Genomic DNA, 21,965 nt, shown 5'->3' with positions numbered 1-21,965 from the left:
AAATGTTAATTATTATATTGCAGCACCTAAATTTATCACCTAAGAATGAGTATGAAAGTAAACAAAATTGTAGCCTTGCAATTAATGATGTCAATGGTATTGATGTTGGGCATGGCTAGTTGTAGCAAAAAATCTAGTTCCTCTCACGCTTCTAGAGCAACTGGCTGGGATGTAGATAGTCAGAATGGAACTGCTGCTAGAAATGCAGGGAAAAAACAACAGGCTGGTCCTGGTTTGGTTTTTGTTGAAGGAGGTACGTTTACTATGGGTAAAGTACAGGATGATGTTATGCATGATTGGAATAACACACCAACTCAACAACACGTTCAGTCATTCTACATGGACGAAACCGAAGTTACGAATGGTATGTACTTAGAATACCTAGAATGGTTAAAGAAAGTTTTCCCGCCAACTGAAGAAAATTACAAAAATATTTACGAAGGAGCATCGCCAGATACTCTTGTTTGGAGAAATCGTTTAGGATATAACGAAACGATGACAAACAACTATTTAAGACACCCATCTTATGCTAACTATCCTGTAGTTGGTGTTAACTGGATTCAAGCAGTTGAATTTAGTAAATGGAGAACAGACCGTGTAAACGAAGCTGTTTTAGAGAAAAACGGGTATCTTAAAAAAGGTGCTAAAACGAATGAAGTTAGTGCTGATAATGCATTTAACACTGAAGGTTACTTAATGTCTCCAAGTACATCACGTGGTGGTAGCGAAGAGATTGTGTTAAAGAAAAATCCTGGAGGGAAAAGACCTAAAGCTGGTAAAGACGGTGTAGTTCCTGAAGAGAAAAATGTTTACGCTCAACGTTCTTCTGGAATCATTTTGCCAGAATACAGACTTCCTACTGAAGCAGAATGGGAATATGCTGCTGCAGCTGATGTTGGACAAAGAGAATACAATATCTACAAAGGTCAAAAGAAATATCCATGGTCTGGAGATTACACACGTTCTAGCAAACGTAAAAACAGAGGTGATCAATTGGCTAACTTTAAACAAGGAAACGGTGACTACGGTGGAATTGCAGGTTGGTCAGATGACGGAGCAGATATTACAAATGCTGTGAAAAGCTACGCTCCAAACGATTTCGGTCTTTATGATATGGCTGGAAACGTTGCAGAATGGGTTGCCGATGTTTACAGACCTATTATTGATAATGAAGCAAATGATTTTAACTACTATAGAGGAAATCAATATGCTAAAAACAAAATTGGTAAAGACGGTAAAGTTGAAATCGTTTCAACTTCTAACATTAAATATGATACTTTAAGCAACGGTAAAGTTATAGCAAGAAATCTTCCAGGAGAAATTGCTCAAGTTCCAGTTGACGAACAAGAAACATATTTAAGAACGAATTTCAGTACAAGTAATAATATCAATTACAGAGATGGTGATAAACAATCTTCTAGATATTTTGACTTTGGAGATTCAGAGTCTGGCGCTAAAGCTGATCAAGCAATGTACAATTCTCCTAAACATAATGTAACAACAGACAGTTTAGGTAAGATGATTAGAAAATATGATAACTCTAGTAAACGTACTACTTTAATCGATGATAAAGTAAGAGTTTACAAAGGAGGTTCTTGGAGAGATAGAGCTTATTGGTTAGATCCAGCTCAAAGAAGATACTTCCCTCAAGATATGGCAACTGATTATATTGGATTTAGATGTGCAATGTCTAGAGTTGGTTCAAAATCTGAAAAGAGAAAATCTCCTAGAAACTAAGATTTAGAAATTCAAGTATAAAAAATTCCAAATTCCAAAAGCTGAATATTCAGTCTGGAATTTGGAATTTTTTTATTGTTTTTTTTCTACTTTTATGACCTATTAAAAAATTTATAAATGAATATTCAAGACATTCATAACCTGTTTTTACAATGCAGTTCTCTTTCTATAGATACAAGAAAGATTGAAAAGAATTCAATATTTTTTGCCATTAAAGGAGAGAATTTTGATGCTAATACATTTGCTAAAGAAGCTTTAGATTTAGGAGCTTTATTTGTAGTAATTGATAATGAATCTTACTTTATTGATGATAGAACTATTTTGGTTAAGAATAGTTTAGAAACACTTCAAGAATTAGCGAAGTTTCATCGTGCTTATCTAGGGCTTCCAATTGTGGCATTAACCGGCAGTAATGGAAAAACGACAACAAAAGAATTAATTAATGTTGTGTTGTCCAAAAAGTTCAAAACAAAAGCTACAATAGGGAACTTAAACAATCATATTGGAGTGCCATTAACTTTGCTTTCATTTACAAAAGAAACAGAGATCGGAATTGTCGAAATGGGGGCTAACCACCAAAAAGAAATTGAATTTTTGTGCCAAATTGCGCAACCAGATTTTGGTTATATCACAAATTTCGGGAAAGCCCATTTAGAAGGTTTTGGTGGGGTTGAAGGAGTAATTGCTGGTAAAAGCGAAATGTATCAATATCTCGCAGCAAATCAAAAGACTGTTTTTGTCAATCTTGAAGATTCTATTCAGATAGATAAATCAAAAGGCATTAAAGCATTTACATTTGGTGTCAAAAAAGGAAATGCAGATCTAAATATTCAAAAAATAACAGCAAATCCATTTGTAGCCATAAGCTATAACAATTTTGCAGTTGAATCGCATTTAATAGGGCTTTATAACGCAAATAACATCAATGCAGCTGTAGCTATTGGAAAATATTTTGAAGTAAATGAGAGCGATGTAAAGAGTGCAATTGAGAATTATATTCCAGCGAATAACAGATCTCAAATGATGCAGATAGGCAAAAATGAAATTATTTTAGATGCTTACAATGCAAATCCAAGTAGTATGGCAGTTGCGATTGCTAACTTTCTTCAATTAGATAAAAATAATAAAATGATGATTCTTGGAGACATGTTTGAACTCGGGGATGAGAGTTTGTATGAGCATAAAGTTATAGTTGATTCTTTAGCGGATCAAGATCAAGCATTATGTTTTTTAATAGGAAAATCGTTTTATGCTAATCAAGTTTCAAAAGAAAACATACAGTTTTTTGAAACATTTGATGCTTTTGCGGCTTTTATAAAATCATTTAAGTTTGATTCAAATACCATTTTAATTAAAGGTTCCAGAGGAATGGCGTTAGAACGGACTTTAGAGTATATTTCATAAAAAAGAAGCCATCCAATTCGGATGGCTTTCTTTTTAAATACTCATTAAAAACCCAATTAGGTTTTCTTTTTTATTTAATCCTAATTTTTTTCTCAGACGATAACGAGCTAATTCAACTCCCCCAGTTGAAATGTTCATAATTTCGGCTATTTCTTTTGTTGACATATTCATTAGTAAATAAGTCGACAAATCTAATTCTCTTGGCGAAATAGTAGGGTATTGGCCTTTAAGGCGCTTTAAGAACTCAAAATGAACGTTTTTAATGTGTTTTTCTAAGTCTTTCCAGCTTTTATCTGTATTAACTTCTTTTACAATACTTTTGTGTAATTTGCTAAACTCAGATTTAGTATTGTCGTCTAATATGCTGGTATCAATATCTTTAAGTTTATGAATAATTCCGTTTAATACTTTGTTCTTTTTTACGACTTGTAATGAGTTGTTTACTAGTTCTTTATCTTTTGCTAAGATTTTAATTTGAAGTTTATCATTTTTTAATTTTTCAATTTCTTTCTCCAAATCATGTTGCTCATGTCTTATTTTAGATTCTCTTTCAAGGTATAATCTTCGTTGTTCAATTGTTTCGTAGTATCTATTTTTTCTGATTTTTAGTTTAATTCTGATAGATATTAAGTAAGCACCGAGTAAAATGAGAATTAGATAAAATAGATAAGCAAGGAAATGTCTGTACCATGGCGGAGAAACAGTAAATTCAACTTCAGCAATATTAGACTCTATGCCGTAGCTGTTTCTGGCTTTTAATTTCATTACATAATTTCCTTCTCTCAAATTGGTATATTCTTTTATGGCGGTAGACGACCATCCTCTCCAGTTTTCTTCAAAAGGCTCCAACCTATAAGAATACATTACATTTTCTTGATTTTCGTATATTGGCGATGCAAAAGTAAATTTTACTCGATTGGATTTATATGGTATACTGTACGATTCTGCCTGGTTTGTTAGATTACCTGTCAAAATAGTATCGCCAGGAAAAGAAAAACTTTCAATGAATGCTTTCGGTTTTGTCATGAATGCATTTGAAATGGTAGAATTGTAATGGGCTAAACGATCCGTTAAACCTATAAAAATATTTTGAGGATCAATAGCATTTACAGATACATAATTGTTCACTAAATTTCCTGTCAAGTTTGAAAATATAGCTTGTTTTTTAGCGTAAGTTCCATTGTGGTTTTTAACCAATACTCCTAGAGATTCATTAAATGCATACCATAAATTTCCTGAAGGATCTTCAATCAATGTATTAATAGTTGGAATTCCTTTAAATAAATTACTAATCTTTTTATCTTCAAAAAAAGCCTCCTGCTCAACTGAATATCTATAAAAATGATTGCGGACTTGAAAATAAACTTTACCATTAATATTTTGCAGGCTGTTGATTCCTTTATGATTTTCAGAAATATTAGTATGTTTTTTCATAAAATCAAACCTCTTCAAGTCGTCTGATAATTTTACTTGGTAGAGGAAAGGGTTTTTCTTAAGCCATAAATAGTTTTCATCTATTTCTACAGAAAAGTTATTTGTAGTTTCATCAAATCCTTTTACTTGATGTAAATAATCATAACCTGTTGCAGATTTTTTGAAAACAGAAAATCCGCTATAGCTTTCTCCAATAATATAGTTTTCATGATTTGGAATTTTTTTGAATCCAAAATATCCTTTATTATCTAATATTTTTGATACTCTGTTCTTTTCAATTATCAATGCGCCGCTGTTACTGGCGCAGATAAGGACATTGTTTAAAACTTGAATATTCCAAACTTGAGAAATTGTTCCTTCGACTCTTGTAAATGGGCTGTCCTTAAACGATTTCCCCCACGGATGATAAAATAAACCTTGATTGGTGGCAACATATAAATTATCTTCAAATGTTGTTGAGGCATAAACTGTTCCTATATTATAACTGTAATCAAAATAAGAAAAAGGAGAATTCTCATTAATAAATGTAATACCATTGTCAAGACCAAGCCAGATGTTGTTTTTATTATCTATAAATGATGCTAAGATGGTATTGTTTTGAATGCCTTTTTGTCTATTTAAATGCTGAAGTATCTTTCCGTTTAAATCACAAATAATGGCGCCGTCTAATACAGAATTTAGCACTATAAATTTGTTTTTAATTATAGATCCGCCAAGAGAAGTATTTTTCTTGATGAAATCATTTGCTTCTGTTGCCCAAGGTTTTATTGTACCATTTTCTGAAACAAAAAGCCCTTTTTCTAAAGTTGCATATAATAATCGATTATTTGGTAAAGGAAAAAGAGACCAAATCTCTTTATCATTAAAAAGAGTTGTGCCTTCTACTGCTGTCAGTCTCCTGTTTTTGTATTCGAGCATTCCCAATGTTTTGTCTTGGAAATAAAGACGATTGTTTACTAAAAATGAAAACTGGAATTTGTGAGGTGCGCTTAAAGTGGTTATTTTTTCGTTTTTCAGGAAAAATACTTTTGAAAAAGATTGAAATATAACCTCTCCTCTAAAAAGATGAATTCTCCAAATCAGATTAATGTTTTCTTTATCAATAGGACTTAATAGATTGTAGAGGGAATGGTATTTTAATATTCCTTTTTCATCAATTTTAAAATAACCAAATTCATTGTTTCCTCCAACAAAAATTCTTCCTGAAGGATCAATTTTTAAGCTTCGTATTTCAGATTTATTAGGTAATGAATATTTATGCCAGTTAGATCCATCAAATTGGATCAAACCACTGTTGTTTGCAAAGTAGATATTTCCGTTTTTATCCTGGTCTATACTCCAGTTTTGAGTTCCTCCTTTGTATTCTGATCTTTTGTAATTTTTAATATCTGGAATTCCAATATTTTTTACTTGAGAAAAACTTATGTTTTGTATGAAAAATAGTAATGTAAGTGCAAAAGGTCTAACTATGAATTTCATAAAATTTTAAATGTATTTTTATTAGAAATGCTTTATAATGTCATTTGATTGTTTATTTTTCAATCTCAATGACTCTACTTTTTTAAATTATTTTTAATTTATAACGTTATAGTTGTTGTTAAACTAATGTAATATACGTTTTTTTTAATTAACATTTTTATAACAATTTTTTGTTAAATCTAAAATACAGTAAATTAATATATTAAAAAAAAAATGTTGTGTTTTTGTAGTGTAACATTATTTAGTTTGAAGTGTTTTTGTAAAGAATTTTAATTCAAGTTTATTAAAATTTAACATTATAATTGCATTAAATTACTAATTAATTAACCAAAATTTTTAGAAAAATGAAATTGACAAAATTACTTATTTTTTGTGTTTCGTCTTTGCTGTTTTCGGCTGTCGCATTTGCTCAGGATGTGACGGTAAATGGAACCATAAATGATGAAAGTGGATTACCCGTCCCAGGAGCGACGGTTTTAGTAAAAGGAACGAATAAAGCTACTGCATCTGACTTTGATGGAAAATTTCAGATTAGTGCTCCTTCAAATGGGGTCTTAGTTATTAGTTTCGTTGGATTTCAGACACTAAATGAGACTATTAATGGAAGGACAAAGATTAATGCGATTCTTACTGCAACATCTCAAAATTTAAATGAAGTTGTCGTAGTAGGTTATGGTACTCAGAAAAAAGGCCTCATTACCGGTGCTTCTACAAATCTTAAAGGAGAAACGATTAAGGAGCTAAATACAGGATCTGCTATGGAGGCGCTTCAAGGTATTGCTCCTGGTATTAGTATTACAAGAACAAATGGTTCGCCTGGGGCTGGTACTAAGGTAACTATCCGTGGATTGGGTACGAATGGAAACTCTAATCCATTGTATATCGTTGATGGTATTTCTGTTGGTAATATTGATTATTTGAGCCCTTCAGATATTGAATCTATTGACATATTAAAAGATGCGGCTTCTGCTGCTATTTATGGATCTAGAGCAGCTAATGGAGTTGTATTAGTTACTACAGTAAAAGGTAAAAAAGGAAGAGCTGCAAGAATTAGTTATGACAGTTACTTCGGTATTCAAAATATCTATAAAAATTTAGATCCTTTGAATGCGCAAGAGTATATGTACATTATTGATGAAGGAAGAGTAAACGATGGATTGCCTCGTCAAGATTGGCAAAAACTTTTGACTAATAATTCATGGTTAAATACTCAATTTCCTGGCGCTGGTACTCAATTAGGAAATGAGATTTGGGAGAAATTACAAAATGGATGGACGGGGACAAACTGGATTAATGAAATGAGTAAAAAAGATGCTCCGATCATGAATCATTCTCTTAACATTACTGGAGGCAGTGAAGATATAACTTATGCTTTCGGAGTTTCTTATTTTCAACAAGATGGTATTATTGGTGGAGATTTAGTTGATGCAGGTTTTAAAAGACTTACAACTAGATTAAATACTCAAATGGTATTGAAAAAGAATGATAGTCATAGCATCATTACTGTAGGAGAGAATGTTACTTACACTAATTCTCAAAATAGAGGAGTTTCTAATGGTAATATTTATGGAAATGATTTGCATAATGCATTAACTGCAAACCCATTACAGCCGGCTTATTGGCAGACTTCTATTGATAGAAATATCGATAAATTTGGATTTACACCAACTTTAGATGGCATTTCTACAGGACAAACAAATCCTTTAGCAGTAATGTTTTACAGAAGTAATTATAATTATCCAAAAGATAATAGAATTACAGGAAATGCTTTCTTAGAAATTGAACCAATTAAAGATTTGAAATTTAGAACGGTTTATGGTATTGATTCTTGGTTTGGATATGGAAGATCTATGAATCCAACATATAATTTGGGTGTACTCTATCAAGATTATATCAATGGTGCATCTCAGTATTCTTACATTGGGGCTAACTCAACTTGGACAAATACTGTTTCTTATAAAAAACAATTTGGAAACCATAATGTTTCTGCCGTTGCAGGAACTGAGTTGATTCAATATTTGGTGAACAATAATGTTAGTGGTTCAAGGAATAATTTGACATTTGGTGAAGATCCGCGATACGCATATTTAAACAATACAGCTCCAAAAACAATTAATGATATTGGAACTAACGGAATGGATACTTCAGCTGGTGGAGGTGGTATTATGTCTTATTTTGCTAGAGCACAATATGATTATAAAGAAAAATACCTTCTTTCAGCTACAATACGTGCCGATGGTTCTTCTAACTTCGCAGAAGGAAAAAGATGGGGATATTTCCCTTCTGTTTCTGCAGGTTGGGTAATTACAAAAGAAGATTTTATAGAAAGTTCTTCTAAATGGCTTAATTCATTAAAAGTAAGAGGAAGCTGGGGACAAAATGGTAACCAAGATATTCCTAACTTTTATTATTCTTCAAATATTGCTTACGTTTTTCCTGGATACTTTTTTGGAGATACAAAACCAGTTTCTGGAACAACAGCTTATCCAGCTAGAGTTACCAATCCAGATTTAACTTGGGAAACATCGGAGCAATTAGATTTCGGTCTTGATGCAAGTTTATTTGATTCTAGATTAAACGTGACTTTAGATTGGTATAACAAAACTACTAAAGACTGGTTAGTTCTAGCAGCAGGAAGAGGAACGGATGGAGCTGCACCACCTTATTTTAATGGTGGAGATATCGAAAATAAAGGTTTTGAGTTTTCTGTAAATTGGAGTGATAAAATTGGGGGCTTTAAATATGGAGCTACTGTAAGTGGAGCATTCAATAAAAATAAAGTTACAAGAATTGCAAATGCTGACGGAATATTGCACGGACCTTCTAACGTATTATCACAAGGAACAGGAGAAATCTCAAGAGGTCAGGTAGGTTTCCCATTAGGTTATTTCTACGGTTTTAAAACAGCAGGAATTTTACAGAATCAACAAGAAGTTAATGAGTATGTTGGTCCAGACGGGCAGCCATATTTTAGCGATCAACGTCCTGGAGATGTTCGTTTTGTGGACCAAAACAATGATGGTATTATTGACGAAAGTGATAAAGTTTATTTAGGAAATCCAAATCCAGATTTTGAATTAGGGATTCAGTTAAATTTTGAATACAAAAATGTTTACTTGAACACTACTATGGCTGGTAAATTTGGTATGCAAGTTATGCAGTCATATAGATCTTTTGCAGATAGTCCTGCTCAAAATTATACTTCTGATGTTTTTGATCGCTGGCATGGAGAAGGTACATCTACTAAAATGCCTAGATTAAGTGCTACTTCAAATAGAAATAGCAATTATGTGTCAGATATTTATATGCAAAATGCAGATTATTTGAGAATAAATAACTTAACGTTAGGTTATAATTTCAACGAAGTATTTAAAGATTTCAAGTTTATCTCAAATCTTAAATTTTATGTTGCAGTAAATAACCTATATACATTTACTAAATATGATGGTATGGATCCAGAAGTTCGTTGGTCAGGAGATAATACAAATGCTCCATGGGCTTCAGGAATTGATTTAGGTTTGTATCCACAAGCTAGAACGGTGATGTTTGGTTTAAGTGCTGATTTTTAATATAAATACAATTACAATGAAAAAAATAAAATATTTAGTAGCGATTTCGGCTGTATTTATTGTAGCAAGCTGTGATGATTATCTTGATACTGATAATTTAACAGAAAAGAGTTTAGAGAATTTTTACAAGACACCTCAAGATATTGAAGAAGCAACTGCTGGAGTTTACAACGCTATTTATACAAATAACGTGCATAGCGAAGAGCAGATTGCAGCCAATCTTATGGATAATATGATGTTAGGAGGAGGAGGTCCTGATGATAAAACAGCCAAATGGGTTGATAATTTTGAAGATCCTGTAGATGATACATATTTAGATATGTGGGTTCAATCTTACAGAGGTATTGCTAGAACAAATGCAATTATAGAGAAAACTCCTCTTGCGGATTTTAGTACTTATTTCAATACTGCTGCTGAAGCTGATCAATTTAAGCAACAAGCAATTGGCGAGGCTTATTTTATGAGAGCGTTTTTCTACTTTAGATTGGCTAAGTTTTTTGGAGGAGTTCCATTAATCATAACTATTGATGGAAAAAAAGACGGCCCAAGAAATACTTACACTGAAACATTTGCACAGATTGCTTCAGATCTAAAAAAGGCAATCGAAACAATGCCGGCAACTCCTTTTACAAGTATTCCAACATCAAGATATGGTCATGCTAATAAATGGGTTGCAGAAGCTTATTTAGGACGTGTGTTTTTATTTTACACAGGCTATATGACAAATATGGAGAAACAAGCCACTGAAGAATTACCTTTAGCAGAAGGAGGTTCTTTAAATGCAACACAAGTAGCAAGTTATTTAACTGACTGTATGACTAATAGTGGTCATGCTCTTGTTCCAGATTTTAGAAACCTTTGGCCTTACTCTTATGTTAATAAAGCTTCTGGAAATAATGTTTTGCCATGGGCTGCAACTGAAGGTTTATCTTGGGTAGGACAAGATGGTATCAGCCCGACGTTTGGAACCGGAAATTATGAGACAATGTTCGTTCAAAGATTCTCTTTTGGAGATTGGAGCTGGACAAATGGTAATATTTATACTAATAGATTATGTCTGTTCTCTGCATTACGCGGTAATTCATTGGTGCCATTTGGAGAAGGATGGGGCTGGTGTACAGTAAATCCAAGTTTATATAGTAACTGGGAGGAACGTGATACAAGAAAAAGAGGTTCTATACTTGAAGTAGGTAAGGCCGATCAAGGAACGGCTGCTTATGCGCAAGATAAAGGAGACCATGAGACAGGATATTTCAATAAAAAATATATTTCGTTACAATATCCTAATGCAGGTGGAACTACTGTCGGAATGTTTGTTCAATTGTACAACTGGTCAAATACTGATATGCAATTAATGCATGCACAAGATTTTATCTTCATGCGTTACGCAGATGTATTATTGATGCATTCAGAAATTACTAAAACTGCTGCAGGTTTAAATGCAGTTAGAGCAAGAGCAAAGCTTGATCCAGTTGGGTATTCGCTTGAAAATATTAAAGCAGAGCGTTTGCATGAATTTGCGTTTGAAGGATTACACTGGTTTGATTTAATTCGTTGGGGAGATGTTGATAACGCATATAATAGCACAATTCCAGTTAGAAATTCAGGTACTTCAGCAGTTTACAGCGTAAAATATAGACCAGAGACTAAGGGTTTGGTTTCTATGCCTGAAACAGAACTTAGACTATCAAATGGAGTTTATTCACAAAATCCAGGGTGGTAAAATTTAACAATATTAATATAGATAAATATGAAAATCAATAAAATATTATATCTTCTTTTGGCTCTTTTTACGTTGACTTTTTCAGCATGTGATCCAATAGTAGATGAACAGCATTTAACGAATTCTACTGACGTTGCTGGAGTTGAATTAGTAGCTACTCAAAGCACTCCAGGAGGGAATAAGATCACACTTAATATGAAAACTCCAGGCGTGACTGGATATTGGGATTACGGTTTAGATAAAGCACTAACAAATGAAGTGACGTTTGTTTATCCTATCCCGGGAAAAGCAACATTTACCTTTGTTGGAACTCTAGGCGCTGAATTTTTTACTAAGACAATTGATGTTCAAATTAATCAGTTAGATACTCCTTTAGACCAAGACTGGTATGATCTAGTTGGGACTAATACGGCTGCTGGTAAAACTTGGGTTTTTGATGGTACGCAAGGTTCTGGAAGATTATGGTGGTTTATGTCTCCAAACGGAAGTGCAGAAAGCGCTATGACCGCGTGGTGGAATGCTGGAGATTGTTGTGCTCCAAGCGATGCGCTTGGGAAAATGCATTTTGATTTAAATGGAGCAGCAAATTACAACCATTATGAAACAACAAGTGCTGCACCAACAAAAGGAAGCTTTAAATTGGATATCAAAAATAAGCAGTTAACTATCATAAATTCGAAAATGTTAGGTTCGGCTGCAGGAAATGCTGATGGTGTTTACACTATCGTAAGTCTTGAACAAGATAAAATGATTCTTTACTTAAATAATAGTGAAACATATGGAACAGGTTGGACATTTGTTTTCAAACCTCAATAATAATATTTCATGTTAGTTATTTTCGAAAAAGGAAGATTAAAAAATTCCTTTTTCGATTTTTCAAACATTTATATTTCATTCTTTAAAATGAAATATTTAGAAGATTTAAACTATGGTTAGTTTAAGTTAAGTTTATTGCCTGGGTAGCCCATAATTTCGATTATGGGCTATTTTTTTTACTTCAAATTTTGGGTGCTAATTAAATTTTAAAGTATTCAGAACTATTTCAATAATAGGCCGATTTTAGGATCATTTATCGATTGAATACTTTGTAATTTTTACTAATTAACTAAAACGATTCTATCTTCATGTAAAGTCTTAAAACAAACGTTTAAGACTTTTTTTTCTCAATAAGAATGTAATATCTGTCGAATATCGATAGCTAGACAGTTAAACTTCTAATATTAAAACAACATCCATTCTATGCCTGTTTTGTTAGCTATAACGTACGTTAAATGGTCAAAGCAAACCAATGCCAAGTAATTATATTTCTTCATAAAATCAATGTTTTTATGGCATTTATAGATCAATTTGAGTTAGATCTAAAGCAACTAGAATTTAATTCACTTTAAAAAAGCTCAAAATAGTATAACTCCTTAAAGTGAATTTTACAGTCAAAATTTTTCTACTTACTTCCATAATCCCTATCATTTTTGAAGCTTATTTCCTGTAAAACACATGAAAATAAGAATTTACCTATTTAAAAAATGATTGCTAATAATGTAAAAAAAGTATTGTAAAAATATCATATTCTCGGTTTGCTAATTTTTTCAAAATTTGTTTGTTAAGTTATTGTAAATATTTAGAAAATAATAAGTTATGGTGATATTAACAGTACTATCTCGTTGTAGTTTATGATGCTTTTTAATAAGTTTTGGTCATTTTAACTATATGTAGTGTTTATTGATAATATTAACTTTTCTTTAGTACTACTTTTTGTTTTTTTAAATATTTATAAATCAAATGTTTATGTTTTTTTTGATGTGTTTTTATAATATTAAAATATTTAATTTGATGTGTTTTTGTAATGATTTTTAAATGTGAAAAGTGAAAATTTAGTTTTAGTATTGCATCAAATTACTAATTAATTAACCAAAATTTTTAGAAAAATGAAATTAACAAAATTACTTGTTTTTTGTATTTCATCTTTATTATTCTCGGTTATAGCTGTGGCTCAAGATGTCACAGTAAGTGGAATAATAAATGATGAAAGTGGTATGCCTGTTCCAGGTGCAACAATTTTATTAAAAGGTACAACCAAATCTACTGCATCTGACTTTGATGGAAAGTTTCAAATGCAAGTACCTTCAAACGGAACTTTAACAATTACATTTATAGGTTATACTACAGTAACTGAAGCTGTAAATGGAAGAACTAAAATTTCAATTCAATTAAAACCAGAATCACAATCTTTAAATGAAGTTGTTGTTGTAGGATATGGTACTCAAAAGAAATCTGTTGTAACTGGTGCAATTTCTAGTGTAAAAGCAGCTGATCTTGAAAAAGTACCTAATGGTAGGGTTGAACAATCTTTACAAGGTAGAGTAGCAGGGGTTTCTGTTGCATCAACTTCTGGACAGCCTGGTTCGAGCTCAAAAGTTCGCGTTAGGGGTATTACTACTTTTAGAGAAGGTGGAAATGATCCTTTATGGGTTGTTGATGGTATTGCTGTAGATGCAAACGCAATTGGTTTTATCAACCAAAGTGATATTGAATCTATCGAGGTACTTAAAGATGCTGCTTCTGCTGCAATCTATGGAACTCGTGCGGCGACTGGGGTTATTTTAGTAACTACTAAAAAAGGAAAATCAGGAAAAATTTCTGTAAATTATAATGGTTTTGCGGGTATCTCAGCTCCGGCGAAAAAATTAAATATGTTGAATGCTACTCAGTATGCAACTATTATGAATGAAAAATCATTAAATGATGGTGGTGCTATTAAATATGCAAACCCAACATCATTTGGTAAAGGTACAAATTGGCAGGATGCAATTTTTAATGATTCTGCTTTCAGGTACACACACGAATTAAGTATTAGTGGAGGTGGTGAAAAATCTACTTTTTACGCTTCTTTCGGAATTCAAGATCAGGAAGGTATTGTCACTACAGAGATTTCTAACTATACAAAGAAAAACTTCCGATTAAACTCAACACATAAGATTTCTGATTACTTTACTTTCGGACAAACTTTTGGATATACGCACCAAAAATCAAAAGGTATTGGTAATACAAACAGTGAGTTTGGCGGACCTTTAAGTTCTGCAATTAACTTAGATCCGCTTACTCCACTTGTGGTGACTGATCCAGTTTTAGCAAATACAGGTTTTTACACTAATCCAAATGTTGTTAGAGATGCAAATGGTAATCCTTACGGAATTTCTTCTTTAGTACAACAAGAAATGACAAACCCTCTTGGCTATATTCAAACAAGATTAGGAGGATACAACTGGTCAGACGATTTTGTGGGGAATGCTTATTTAGAGGCCAATATTACAAGTCATTTAAAATTAAGAACTACACTTGGTGGTAAATTAGCTTATTGGGGAGATGAAATGTTTACTCCAGTTTTCTTCTTAAACCCAAACATGAAAGCTGATAGAAATAACTATAGCCAGAATAATAATAAATCTTTAGCATGGACACTTGAGAATACTTTAAGCTATGTTAATAAATTTGGAGATCACAACGTAAGTGTTTTAGCAGGACAAGGTGCTTATGTTGAAAATATAGGTGGTTCTATTGGAGTAACAATGTTTGGATTGCCAATTTCAAGCTACAAAGATGCTTCTTTTAACTTCGATATTCCACAATCTGATAGAGTTAACAGAGCAAGTGATTTCACAGAGCATAAATTATCTTCATTGTTTTTACGTGCAAATTACGATTACATGGAGAAATATCTTTTCACAGGTATTGTTCGTCGCGATGGTTCTACTCGTTTCGGTGAAAACAAAAAATGGGGAGTTTTCCCTTCTTTCTCTCTTGGATGGGTACTTTCTAAAGAAGGTTTCTGGAAAGAAAATAATATAGTTAATACTTTAAAACTACGTGGAGGTTATGGGGTTGTAGGTAATGATAATATTGATGATTTTAAATATAGGGCTTTAGTTGTTGGAGGATATAACTATTCTGTTGGAAATTCAGGAGGTATTACTACAGGTTATGGAAACTCAACTCTTCCAAATGCAAACTTAGGATGGGAGGAAACATCTCAAACTACTGTTGGTCTTGATGCAAAATTATTTAATGATTTTTCTCTTACACTTGATTACTATAAAAAAACAACAAAAGGAATCTTAAGAAATATTGTAATTCCTGGATACGTTGGAGTAGTTGATGCACCTTCTGCAAACATTGCAGACATGGACAATAGTGGTTTTGAGGTTGAATTAGGATACAAGAAAAGACTTGGTGACTTTAATTTAGGTCTTAATGCAAACCTTGCTTACTTGAAAAACGAAATTACTTATGTGGGATCATCTACAAACTTCATCGTTGGAGATGCTAGTTTCCAATCTATGGGACCTGTAACAAGAACACAAGTTGGACATTCATTTAACGAATTTTATGGATTTAAAACAGCTGGTATTTTTCAAAATGAAGCTGAAGTTACAGCATATAAAAATACATCAGGAGGTTTAATTCAGCCAAATGCTAGACCAGGAGATTTCCGCTGGGTAGATTCTAATGGTGATGGTGTTATTACTGATGACGATAAACAATTCTTAGGAACTAACATACCTAAATATACGTTTGGTTTTACAGTAAACTTAGATTACAAAAACTTTGACTTTATGGCATTTACTCAAGGATCTGCGGGAAGCAAAATTTTCCAAGGTTTAAGAAGACTAGATGTACTTAATGCAAACTACCAGACAAAAGCATTAGAGCGTTGGGTTGGAGAAGGAACTTCAAACGATTATCCAAGATTAACAAATAACGATCCAAATAAAAACTACACAAACATGTCTGATTTTTATCTTGAAAATGGGAATTACCTTCGTTTAAAAGTGGTAACTCTTGGATACACAATGCCAGTTAACTTATCATCTAAAATTGGAGCAGATAAAGTTCGTTTTTACCTAACAGGAGAAAACTTAATCACTTTTACAAAATATACTGGATTTGATCCAGAAATTGGAGGTCAAGTTTATGGTGTAGATAAAGGAGTTTATCCACAAGCAAGATCTATTCTGTTTGGAGCTAACGTTCAATTTTAAAAAAATTAAAGAATCATGAAAACAATAAAAATTAAATATATATATATAGCTGTGGCAATGGCTGTTCTAGGATCTTGTTCTGAAGATTTTGTGACTATTGACCCAGAAGGAAAATTTGATACAAGTACCTACTTTTCTAATGAACAGCAATGTTATGCCGCTTTAATTGGAGTTTATGATCCACTTAGAAAAAATACAGGAGGTTTTGAAAATTTGGTAGCTATGCTGAATGCTGGTTCTGATGATTTTTATGCAGGTGGAGGTAGTTCTACGGATGGAACAGGAATTCAGAATTTCTCAACACACTCGCTTTCTTCAATTACTATTCCAGGAAGCTACTGGAACGACCATTATCAAGGTATTTCTAGAGCTAATATTTTGTTGTCTAAGCTGCCGGCAGCTTCTATGAATGATGCTGTTAGAAATAGATTTGCTGCAGAAGCTAAAACATTGCGTGCATTTTACTATTTCAATTTGGTAAGAATGTTCAAAAACATTGCTTTAGTTTTAGAGCCGTTAACTACAGAAACAATTTATACTCCTGAGCAAGTGGCGCCTGAGGTAATTTATGCTCAAATAGAAAAAGATTTAACCGAGGCTATTGCAAGCTTGCCAAATACTGTGGTTAAAGAAACTGAAGCTGGAAGATTTAATAAAGGAGCTGCTCAAGCACTTTTAGGAAAAGTGTATTTGTTTGAAGGTAAAAAGACTGAAGCTGCAGCTGTTTTGGCAGAAGTAAATGGTACTCCAGGAGCGGTAAACCAATATGGTAATAAATTGTTAGATAATTTTAGTGATTTATGGGTAACATCAAACAAATTTAACGAAGAGTCTTTAATTGAAGTATCTCATAGTAGTGCAGGTAACTCTGACTGGACATTCTGGGGATCTGGTAGAGATGAAGGAAACTCATTAAACATTATGGTTGGGCCTAGAGGATATTCTAGACCAAAAGACTCTGATGCACCAAATCTTCCTTCAGGATGGGCTTTCAACGTTGCAACTCAAAAATTATATGATGCAATGCAGGGCGATCCACGTTTTGAATCTACAATTCTTGACCTAAAAGCATTAAAAGCAGCAGGTAAAGCAGATTACATCCCAGCTTATCAAGATACAGGTTATTTCTTAAATAAATATCTTCCAAGACAGTCAGATGTTAGTACAGGAGGAGGTAACTCAGAATTGAATTACAAACAAAATTCTTATGTAATAAGACTTGCAGATACTTACTTAATGGAAGCAGAAGCTTTAGGATCTGGAGCAAGAGCACAAGCATTACTAGATGCGGTTAGAGCTAGAGTTGGACTGCCTTCAGTTCCTGTAACATTAGCAGCTATCAAGCATGAAAGAAGAATGGAATTAGCAGGAGAGGGACACAGATTCTTTGATTTGGTAAGATGGGGAGATGCAGCAGCAGCATTATCTGATAGAGGTTTTGATGCTGGAACAGATGAGATTCTGCCAATTCCGTACACAGAACTTAACGGTACTAAATTGAAACAAAATCCTAATTATCAATAGTATTTACTAATTAACCAAAACAAAGAGAAATGAACCTAAATATATATTTTAGAAAAAGTGTATACCTAATGCTGGCTTTAGCATTAGGTACACTAAATAGTTGCACAGAAGAAGTTAATGAAAATCCTCTTGAGGCTACAAATCTTGATGCTTCATTTACTATAACACCAGTTGAGGGTTCTATGAATACTTATCTTTTAACTGCACAGCCTAAAGGAGTTATTCTTTCAAAATGGGATCTTGGTGACGGTGCAACAAATGGAAAAATGAATCAAGTGATTTCTTTGCCTGATGCAGGAACATATACAGTTACACATACAGCTGTTGGAGCTGGAGCTGCAATGGCAACTTCTTCTCAGCAGATTGTAGTAGCGCAGACTGATCCGGCAAAAGGTAACCTAGTACAAGGAGGAACTTTTGCTACGGCGGCAGATCAAGCTAAATGGACTAGTGCACAATTAAGTCCATCTGGTGCTGCCTTTTGGTCATTTGCTAATAATAGCGCTACGATTCATTCACCAGGAGGATGGGCTCAAGAAGGTATTTATCAAGCTATTGAGGTTGTGAAAGATAGAGAATATAGTATCGATATGACAGTTTCTTGTCCAAGCGGTTCAGATGAAACTTGGTTTGAAGTTTATGCTGGCAAATCGGTGCCTCAGCCAGGAGTAGAATATAAAGACAATAAAGTAATGGGATTAAGTACATGGGATGGTTGTGCAAAAGATAAATTTTCAGGTAGATTGTCTGGAATTGGGTGTGTGAAAAACGACAAAACAGGAACAGTTTCAAACGTAGTTAAATTCACCGAAACAGGAAAAATCTATTTACTAATCCGTTCTGGTGGTAATACTTTTACAAAAGATGGAATCACAGTATCAAAAGTTGAATTCCGAGGAAAATAAAGAGTTAAGTTAAGTTTAAGTTTAAGTTTAAGTTTGGTTGTAAGTAGCCCATAATCATTATGAGTATGGGCTATTTTTTAAATTCTTTAAAAGAGATTAAAAAAATCAGTTTTAGATTTCTCCAAAACTTCAATTAAAAAACAATAATAATTGGGAGCGAATGAAAAAAAATAGTCTAAAAATTTTATGCCTTTTGTTTACAGCTGCATGTTTTGCACAACAACCAAAAACAAAAAAAGAATTTACAACCAATGGTAAAAAAATAACCGTTTACACAACTGCAGAAAATTCGAAGTTACGATTAACATCTACAGATAACTTAACTTTTTCGGCTGCAAAACAGCCCTTAGAAACAGAATTTTCGGTTTTTGTAGAACCTGCAAAAAAGTTTCAGACTTTTATGGGAATCGGCGGCGCTATTACAGATGCAAGTGCCGAAATTTTTGCTAAACTTTCAAAAGAAAAACAAGCAGAATTCTTAGATGCTTATTACGATAAACAAAAAGGTATTGGCTATTCTTTGCTAAGAACAACAATTCAAAGTTCTGATTTTAGCAGTGGAAGCTATTCTTATATCGAAGAAGGAGATAAAGACCTGAAAACTTTTTCTATTGATCATGATAAGCAATATCGTATTCCTCTAATAAAACAAGCTATTCAAAAAGCAGGTGGAAAATTAACAACTTATGCTGCGCCTTGGTCACCAAATGCTTTTATGAAAAGTAATAAAAATGTACTAAAAGGAGGAACACTTCTGCCAGAATATTATCAGACTTGGGCAAATTTCTATGCGAAGTTTATTAAGGCATATGAAAAAGAAGGAATTCCGATTTGGGGAACTTCTACACAAAACGAACCAATGGCTGTTCAGACTTGGGAATCTTGTATTTATACCGCAGAAGCTGAAAGAGATTTTATCAAAAACTATCTTGGGCCAACTTTGAAAAAAGAAAATCTAGGGGATAAAAAAATTATCATTTGGGATCATAACCGCGATTTGATGAATTACCGTGCTAATGTAATTTACTCTGATCCAGAAGCAGCAAAATACGTTTGGGGAATGGGGTTTCACTGGTACGAAACATGGTCTGGCGGTGCGCCGCTGTTTGATAATGTTGCTAAAGTAAACGAAGCATATCCAGACAAAAAACTAATGTTTACAGAAGGATGTATAGAAAAATTTGATGCATTAAAATATCAATTTTGGGGTAATGGAGAACGTTACGGAATCAATATGATTAATGATTTTAATAACGGAACAGTTGCTTGGACAGATTGGAATATTTTATTAGACCAAAATGGAGGACCTAATCACGTTGGAAATTTCTGTTTTGCACCAATTCATGCAGACACCACGACAGGTGAGCTAATTTACACACCATCGTATTATTACATCGGACACTTTTCTAAATTTATTCGTCTAAATGCGGTTCGTGTAAGTACTGCAGTAAGCAGAAGCGCATTATTAAGTACATCATTTTTAAATACAGATGGAACGATGGCAACTATTGTTATGAACCAGTCGGCAAATGAACTTACATATAATTTGATTATTGGAGCTGAAAAAGCGGTAGTTAAAATTCCGCCACGAGCTATACAAACGCTTGTTTATTAATATTTTGTAGTAAAGTAAGAAGAAGGCTAATCTGAATCATCCTTATTGGTCTTCTCTTACTTTTAATTTGAAAAACTATTTTTTTAAACAACATGAAAACAACAACAAAAATATGTTTATCTGCCTTTATCTTAGTACNAAAAAAAAATAAAATAAAGGTTTTTACTACTGCCGAAAATACCAATTGGAGATTATCATTATCAAATGATTTAATTTCGAATAACAACAACACACAACAAAAAACTTCAACAGTATCTATAATTGTAAATACTGAAAAAACAGATCAGACTTTCCTCGGAATTGGAGGAGCAATTACAGATGCAAGTGCAGAAGTTTTTGTTAAATTATCTCCTAAAAAACAAAGGGAATTTTTAAATGCCTATTACGACAAAACCAATGGTATTGGTTATTCTTTAGCCAGAACCAATATTCACAGCTGTGATTTTAGCAGCGATAGTTATACCTATGTTGCTGAAGGAGACAAAGATCTGAAAACCTTCAATATCGATCACGATCGAAAATATAGAATTCCATTAATCAAAAAAGCAATTGAAACAGCCGGCGGAAAACTAACATTATTTGCAAGTCCATGGAGTCCCCCAGCTTTCATGAAAGACAATAATGATATTTTGCACGGCGGCGTTTTATTGCCTGAGTTTGCTCCATCTTGGGCATTGTATTATGCCAAATTTATAAAAGCATACGAAAAAGAAGGAATTCCGATTTGGGGTTTAACAGTTCAAAATGAACCAATGGCCAAACAAAGCTGGGAATCTTGTATTTATACTCCAGAAGCAGAAAGAGATTTTCTTAAAAACCATCTTGGCCCAACCTTAGAAAAAGAAGGTCTAGGCTCCAAAAAGGTTATTATTTGGGATCATAATAGGGGAGACATGCTGGAAAAACGTGCAAATCTTGTTTTTTCAGATCCTGAAGTTTCTAAATATGCTTGGGGAATTGGATTTCACTGGTATGAAACTTGGAACGGAGGTCCGCCTCAATTCGAATCTGTAGCAAAGGTTCATGAAGAATTTCCAAACAAAAATTTAATATTTACAGAAGGCTGTATTGAAAAATTTGACGCCAAAAAATATCAGTTTTGGGGAAATGCCGAGCGTTACGGAATCAATATGATTAATGATTTTAATAACGGAACAGTAGCATGGACAGATTGGAATATTCTTTTAGACCAAAATGGAGGGCCAAATCATGTTGGTAATTTTTGCTTTGCACCAATCCATGCCGATACCACAAAAGACGAATTAATTTATACGCCAATGTATTATTATATCGGGCATTTCTCAAAATTTATTAGACCAAATGCCAAAAGAGTAATAGAAACAATAAGCGATAAATCTTTATTGAGCACTTCTTTTAAAAATTCTGACGGACAATTGATTACTATCGTTATGAACCAATCTGAAAAAGAGATTGTTTATGCTATCGAAAATCAAACTACAAAAAATACTATTACAATTCCAGCACATGCTATACAAACTGTAGTGTTTTAATTGTGCACGCTAACTAAATAACCAATAA

The 21,965-nt window shown here is 33.1% G+C and carries 11 protein-coding genes; 10 read left to right on the top strand and 1 reads right to left on the bottom strand.

Annotated elements, in window-relative coordinates:
* Positions 1 to 51 precede the first annotated feature (51 nt).
* Positions 52 to 1,737: a gliding motility lipoprotein GldJ gene (gene gldJ, locus ASE40_RS13160; protein ID WP_057117531.1), complete on the top strand. Its 1,686-nt coding sequence runs from the start codon at positions 52 to 54 to the stop codon at positions 1,735 to 1,737.
* Positions 1,738 to 1,854: 117 nt separating this feature from the next.
* Positions 1,855 to 3,141, top strand: a complete 1,287-nt coding sequence (locus ASE40_RS13155; protein ID WP_057117530.1) for a UDP-N-acetylmuramoyl-tripeptide--D-alanyl-D-alanine ligase — start codon at positions 1,855 to 1,857, stop codon at positions 3,139 to 3,141.
* A gap of 33 nt (positions 3,142 to 3,174) precedes the next feature.
* Here ASE40_RS13155 and ASE40_RS13150 read toward each other — a convergent pair whose 3' ends face one another.
* Entirely contained in the window at positions 3,175 to 6,054 is a 2,880-nt protein-coding gene (locus tag ASE40_RS13150; RefSeq protein WP_057117529.1) for a triple tyrosine motif-containing protein, read from the bottom strand.
* Positions 6,055 to 6,398: 344 nt separating this feature from the next.
* On the opposite strand from ASE40_RS13150, the gene ASE40_RS13145 reads away from it, so the two are divergent.
* From ASE40_RS13145 to ASE40_RS13110, 8 genes are all read left to right on the top strand, one after another.
* Positions 6,399 to 9,623, top strand: a complete 3,225-nt coding sequence (locus ASE40_RS13145) for a SusC/RagA family TonB-linked outer membrane protein (RefSeq protein WP_057117528.1) — start codon at positions 6,399 to 6,401, stop codon at positions 9,621 to 9,623.
* A 16-nt stretch (positions 9,624 to 9,639) separates the two neighbouring features.
* On the top strand, positions 9,640 to 11,346 hold the full coding sequence (locus tag ASE40_RS13140; protein WP_057117680.1) for a RagB/SusD family nutrient uptake outer membrane protein: 1,707 nt from the start codon (positions 9,640 to 9,642) through the stop codon (positions 11,344 to 11,346).
* A gap of 27 nt (positions 11,347 to 11,373) precedes the next feature.
* Entirely contained in the window at positions 11,374 to 12,162 is a 789-nt protein-coding gene (locus ASE40_RS13135) for a hypothetical protein (RefSeq protein WP_057117527.1), read from the top strand.
* 1,109 nt (positions 12,163 to 13,271) lie between these two features.
* Positions 13,272 to 16,382 carry a SusC/RagA family TonB-linked outer membrane protein gene (locus tag ASE40_RS13130; RefSeq protein ID WP_057117526.1) on the top strand — a complete coding sequence of 1,037 codons (3,111 nt, stop codon included), beginning with the start codon at positions 13,272 to 13,274 and terminating at the stop codon, positions 16,380 to 16,382.
* A 15-nt stretch (positions 16,383 to 16,397) separates the two neighbouring features.
* A complete protein-coding gene (locus ASE40_RS13125) occupies positions 16,398 to 17,906 on the top strand; it encodes a RagB/SusD family nutrient uptake outer membrane protein (protein ID WP_057117525.1) in 1,509 nt (502 codons plus the stop codon).
* A gap of 29 nt (positions 17,907 to 17,935) precedes the next feature.
* Positions 17,936 to 18,811: a hypothetical protein gene (locus tag ASE40_RS13120; protein ID WP_128414973.1), complete on the top strand. Its 876-nt coding sequence runs from the start codon at positions 17,936 to 17,938 to the stop codon at positions 18,809 to 18,811.
* Between the two features lie 160 nt (positions 18,812 to 18,971).
* Positions 18,972 to 20,426, top strand: coding sequence for a glycoside hydrolase family 30 protein (locus ASE40_RS13115; RefSeq protein ID WP_057117523.1), 1,455 nt, complete (start codon positions 18,972 to 18,974; stop codon positions 20,424 to 20,426).
* Positions 20,427 to 20,565: 139 nt separating this feature from the next.
* On the top strand, positions 20,566 to 21,937 hold a 1,372-nt coding region (locus ASE40_RS13110; RefSeq protein WP_241774368.1), incomplete at its 5' end, for a glycoside hydrolase family 30 protein.
* Positions 21,938 to 21,965: the final 28 nt, after the last annotated feature.

This window comes from Flavobacterium sp. Root935, assembly GCF_001429295.1.
Lineage (GTDB): Bacteria > Bacteroidota > Bacteroidia > Flavobacteriales > Flavobacteriaceae > Flavobacterium.
The sequence above is the reverse complement of the archived record's forward strand: the minus strand, read 5'-3'. Positions and strand labels throughout refer to the sequence as shown.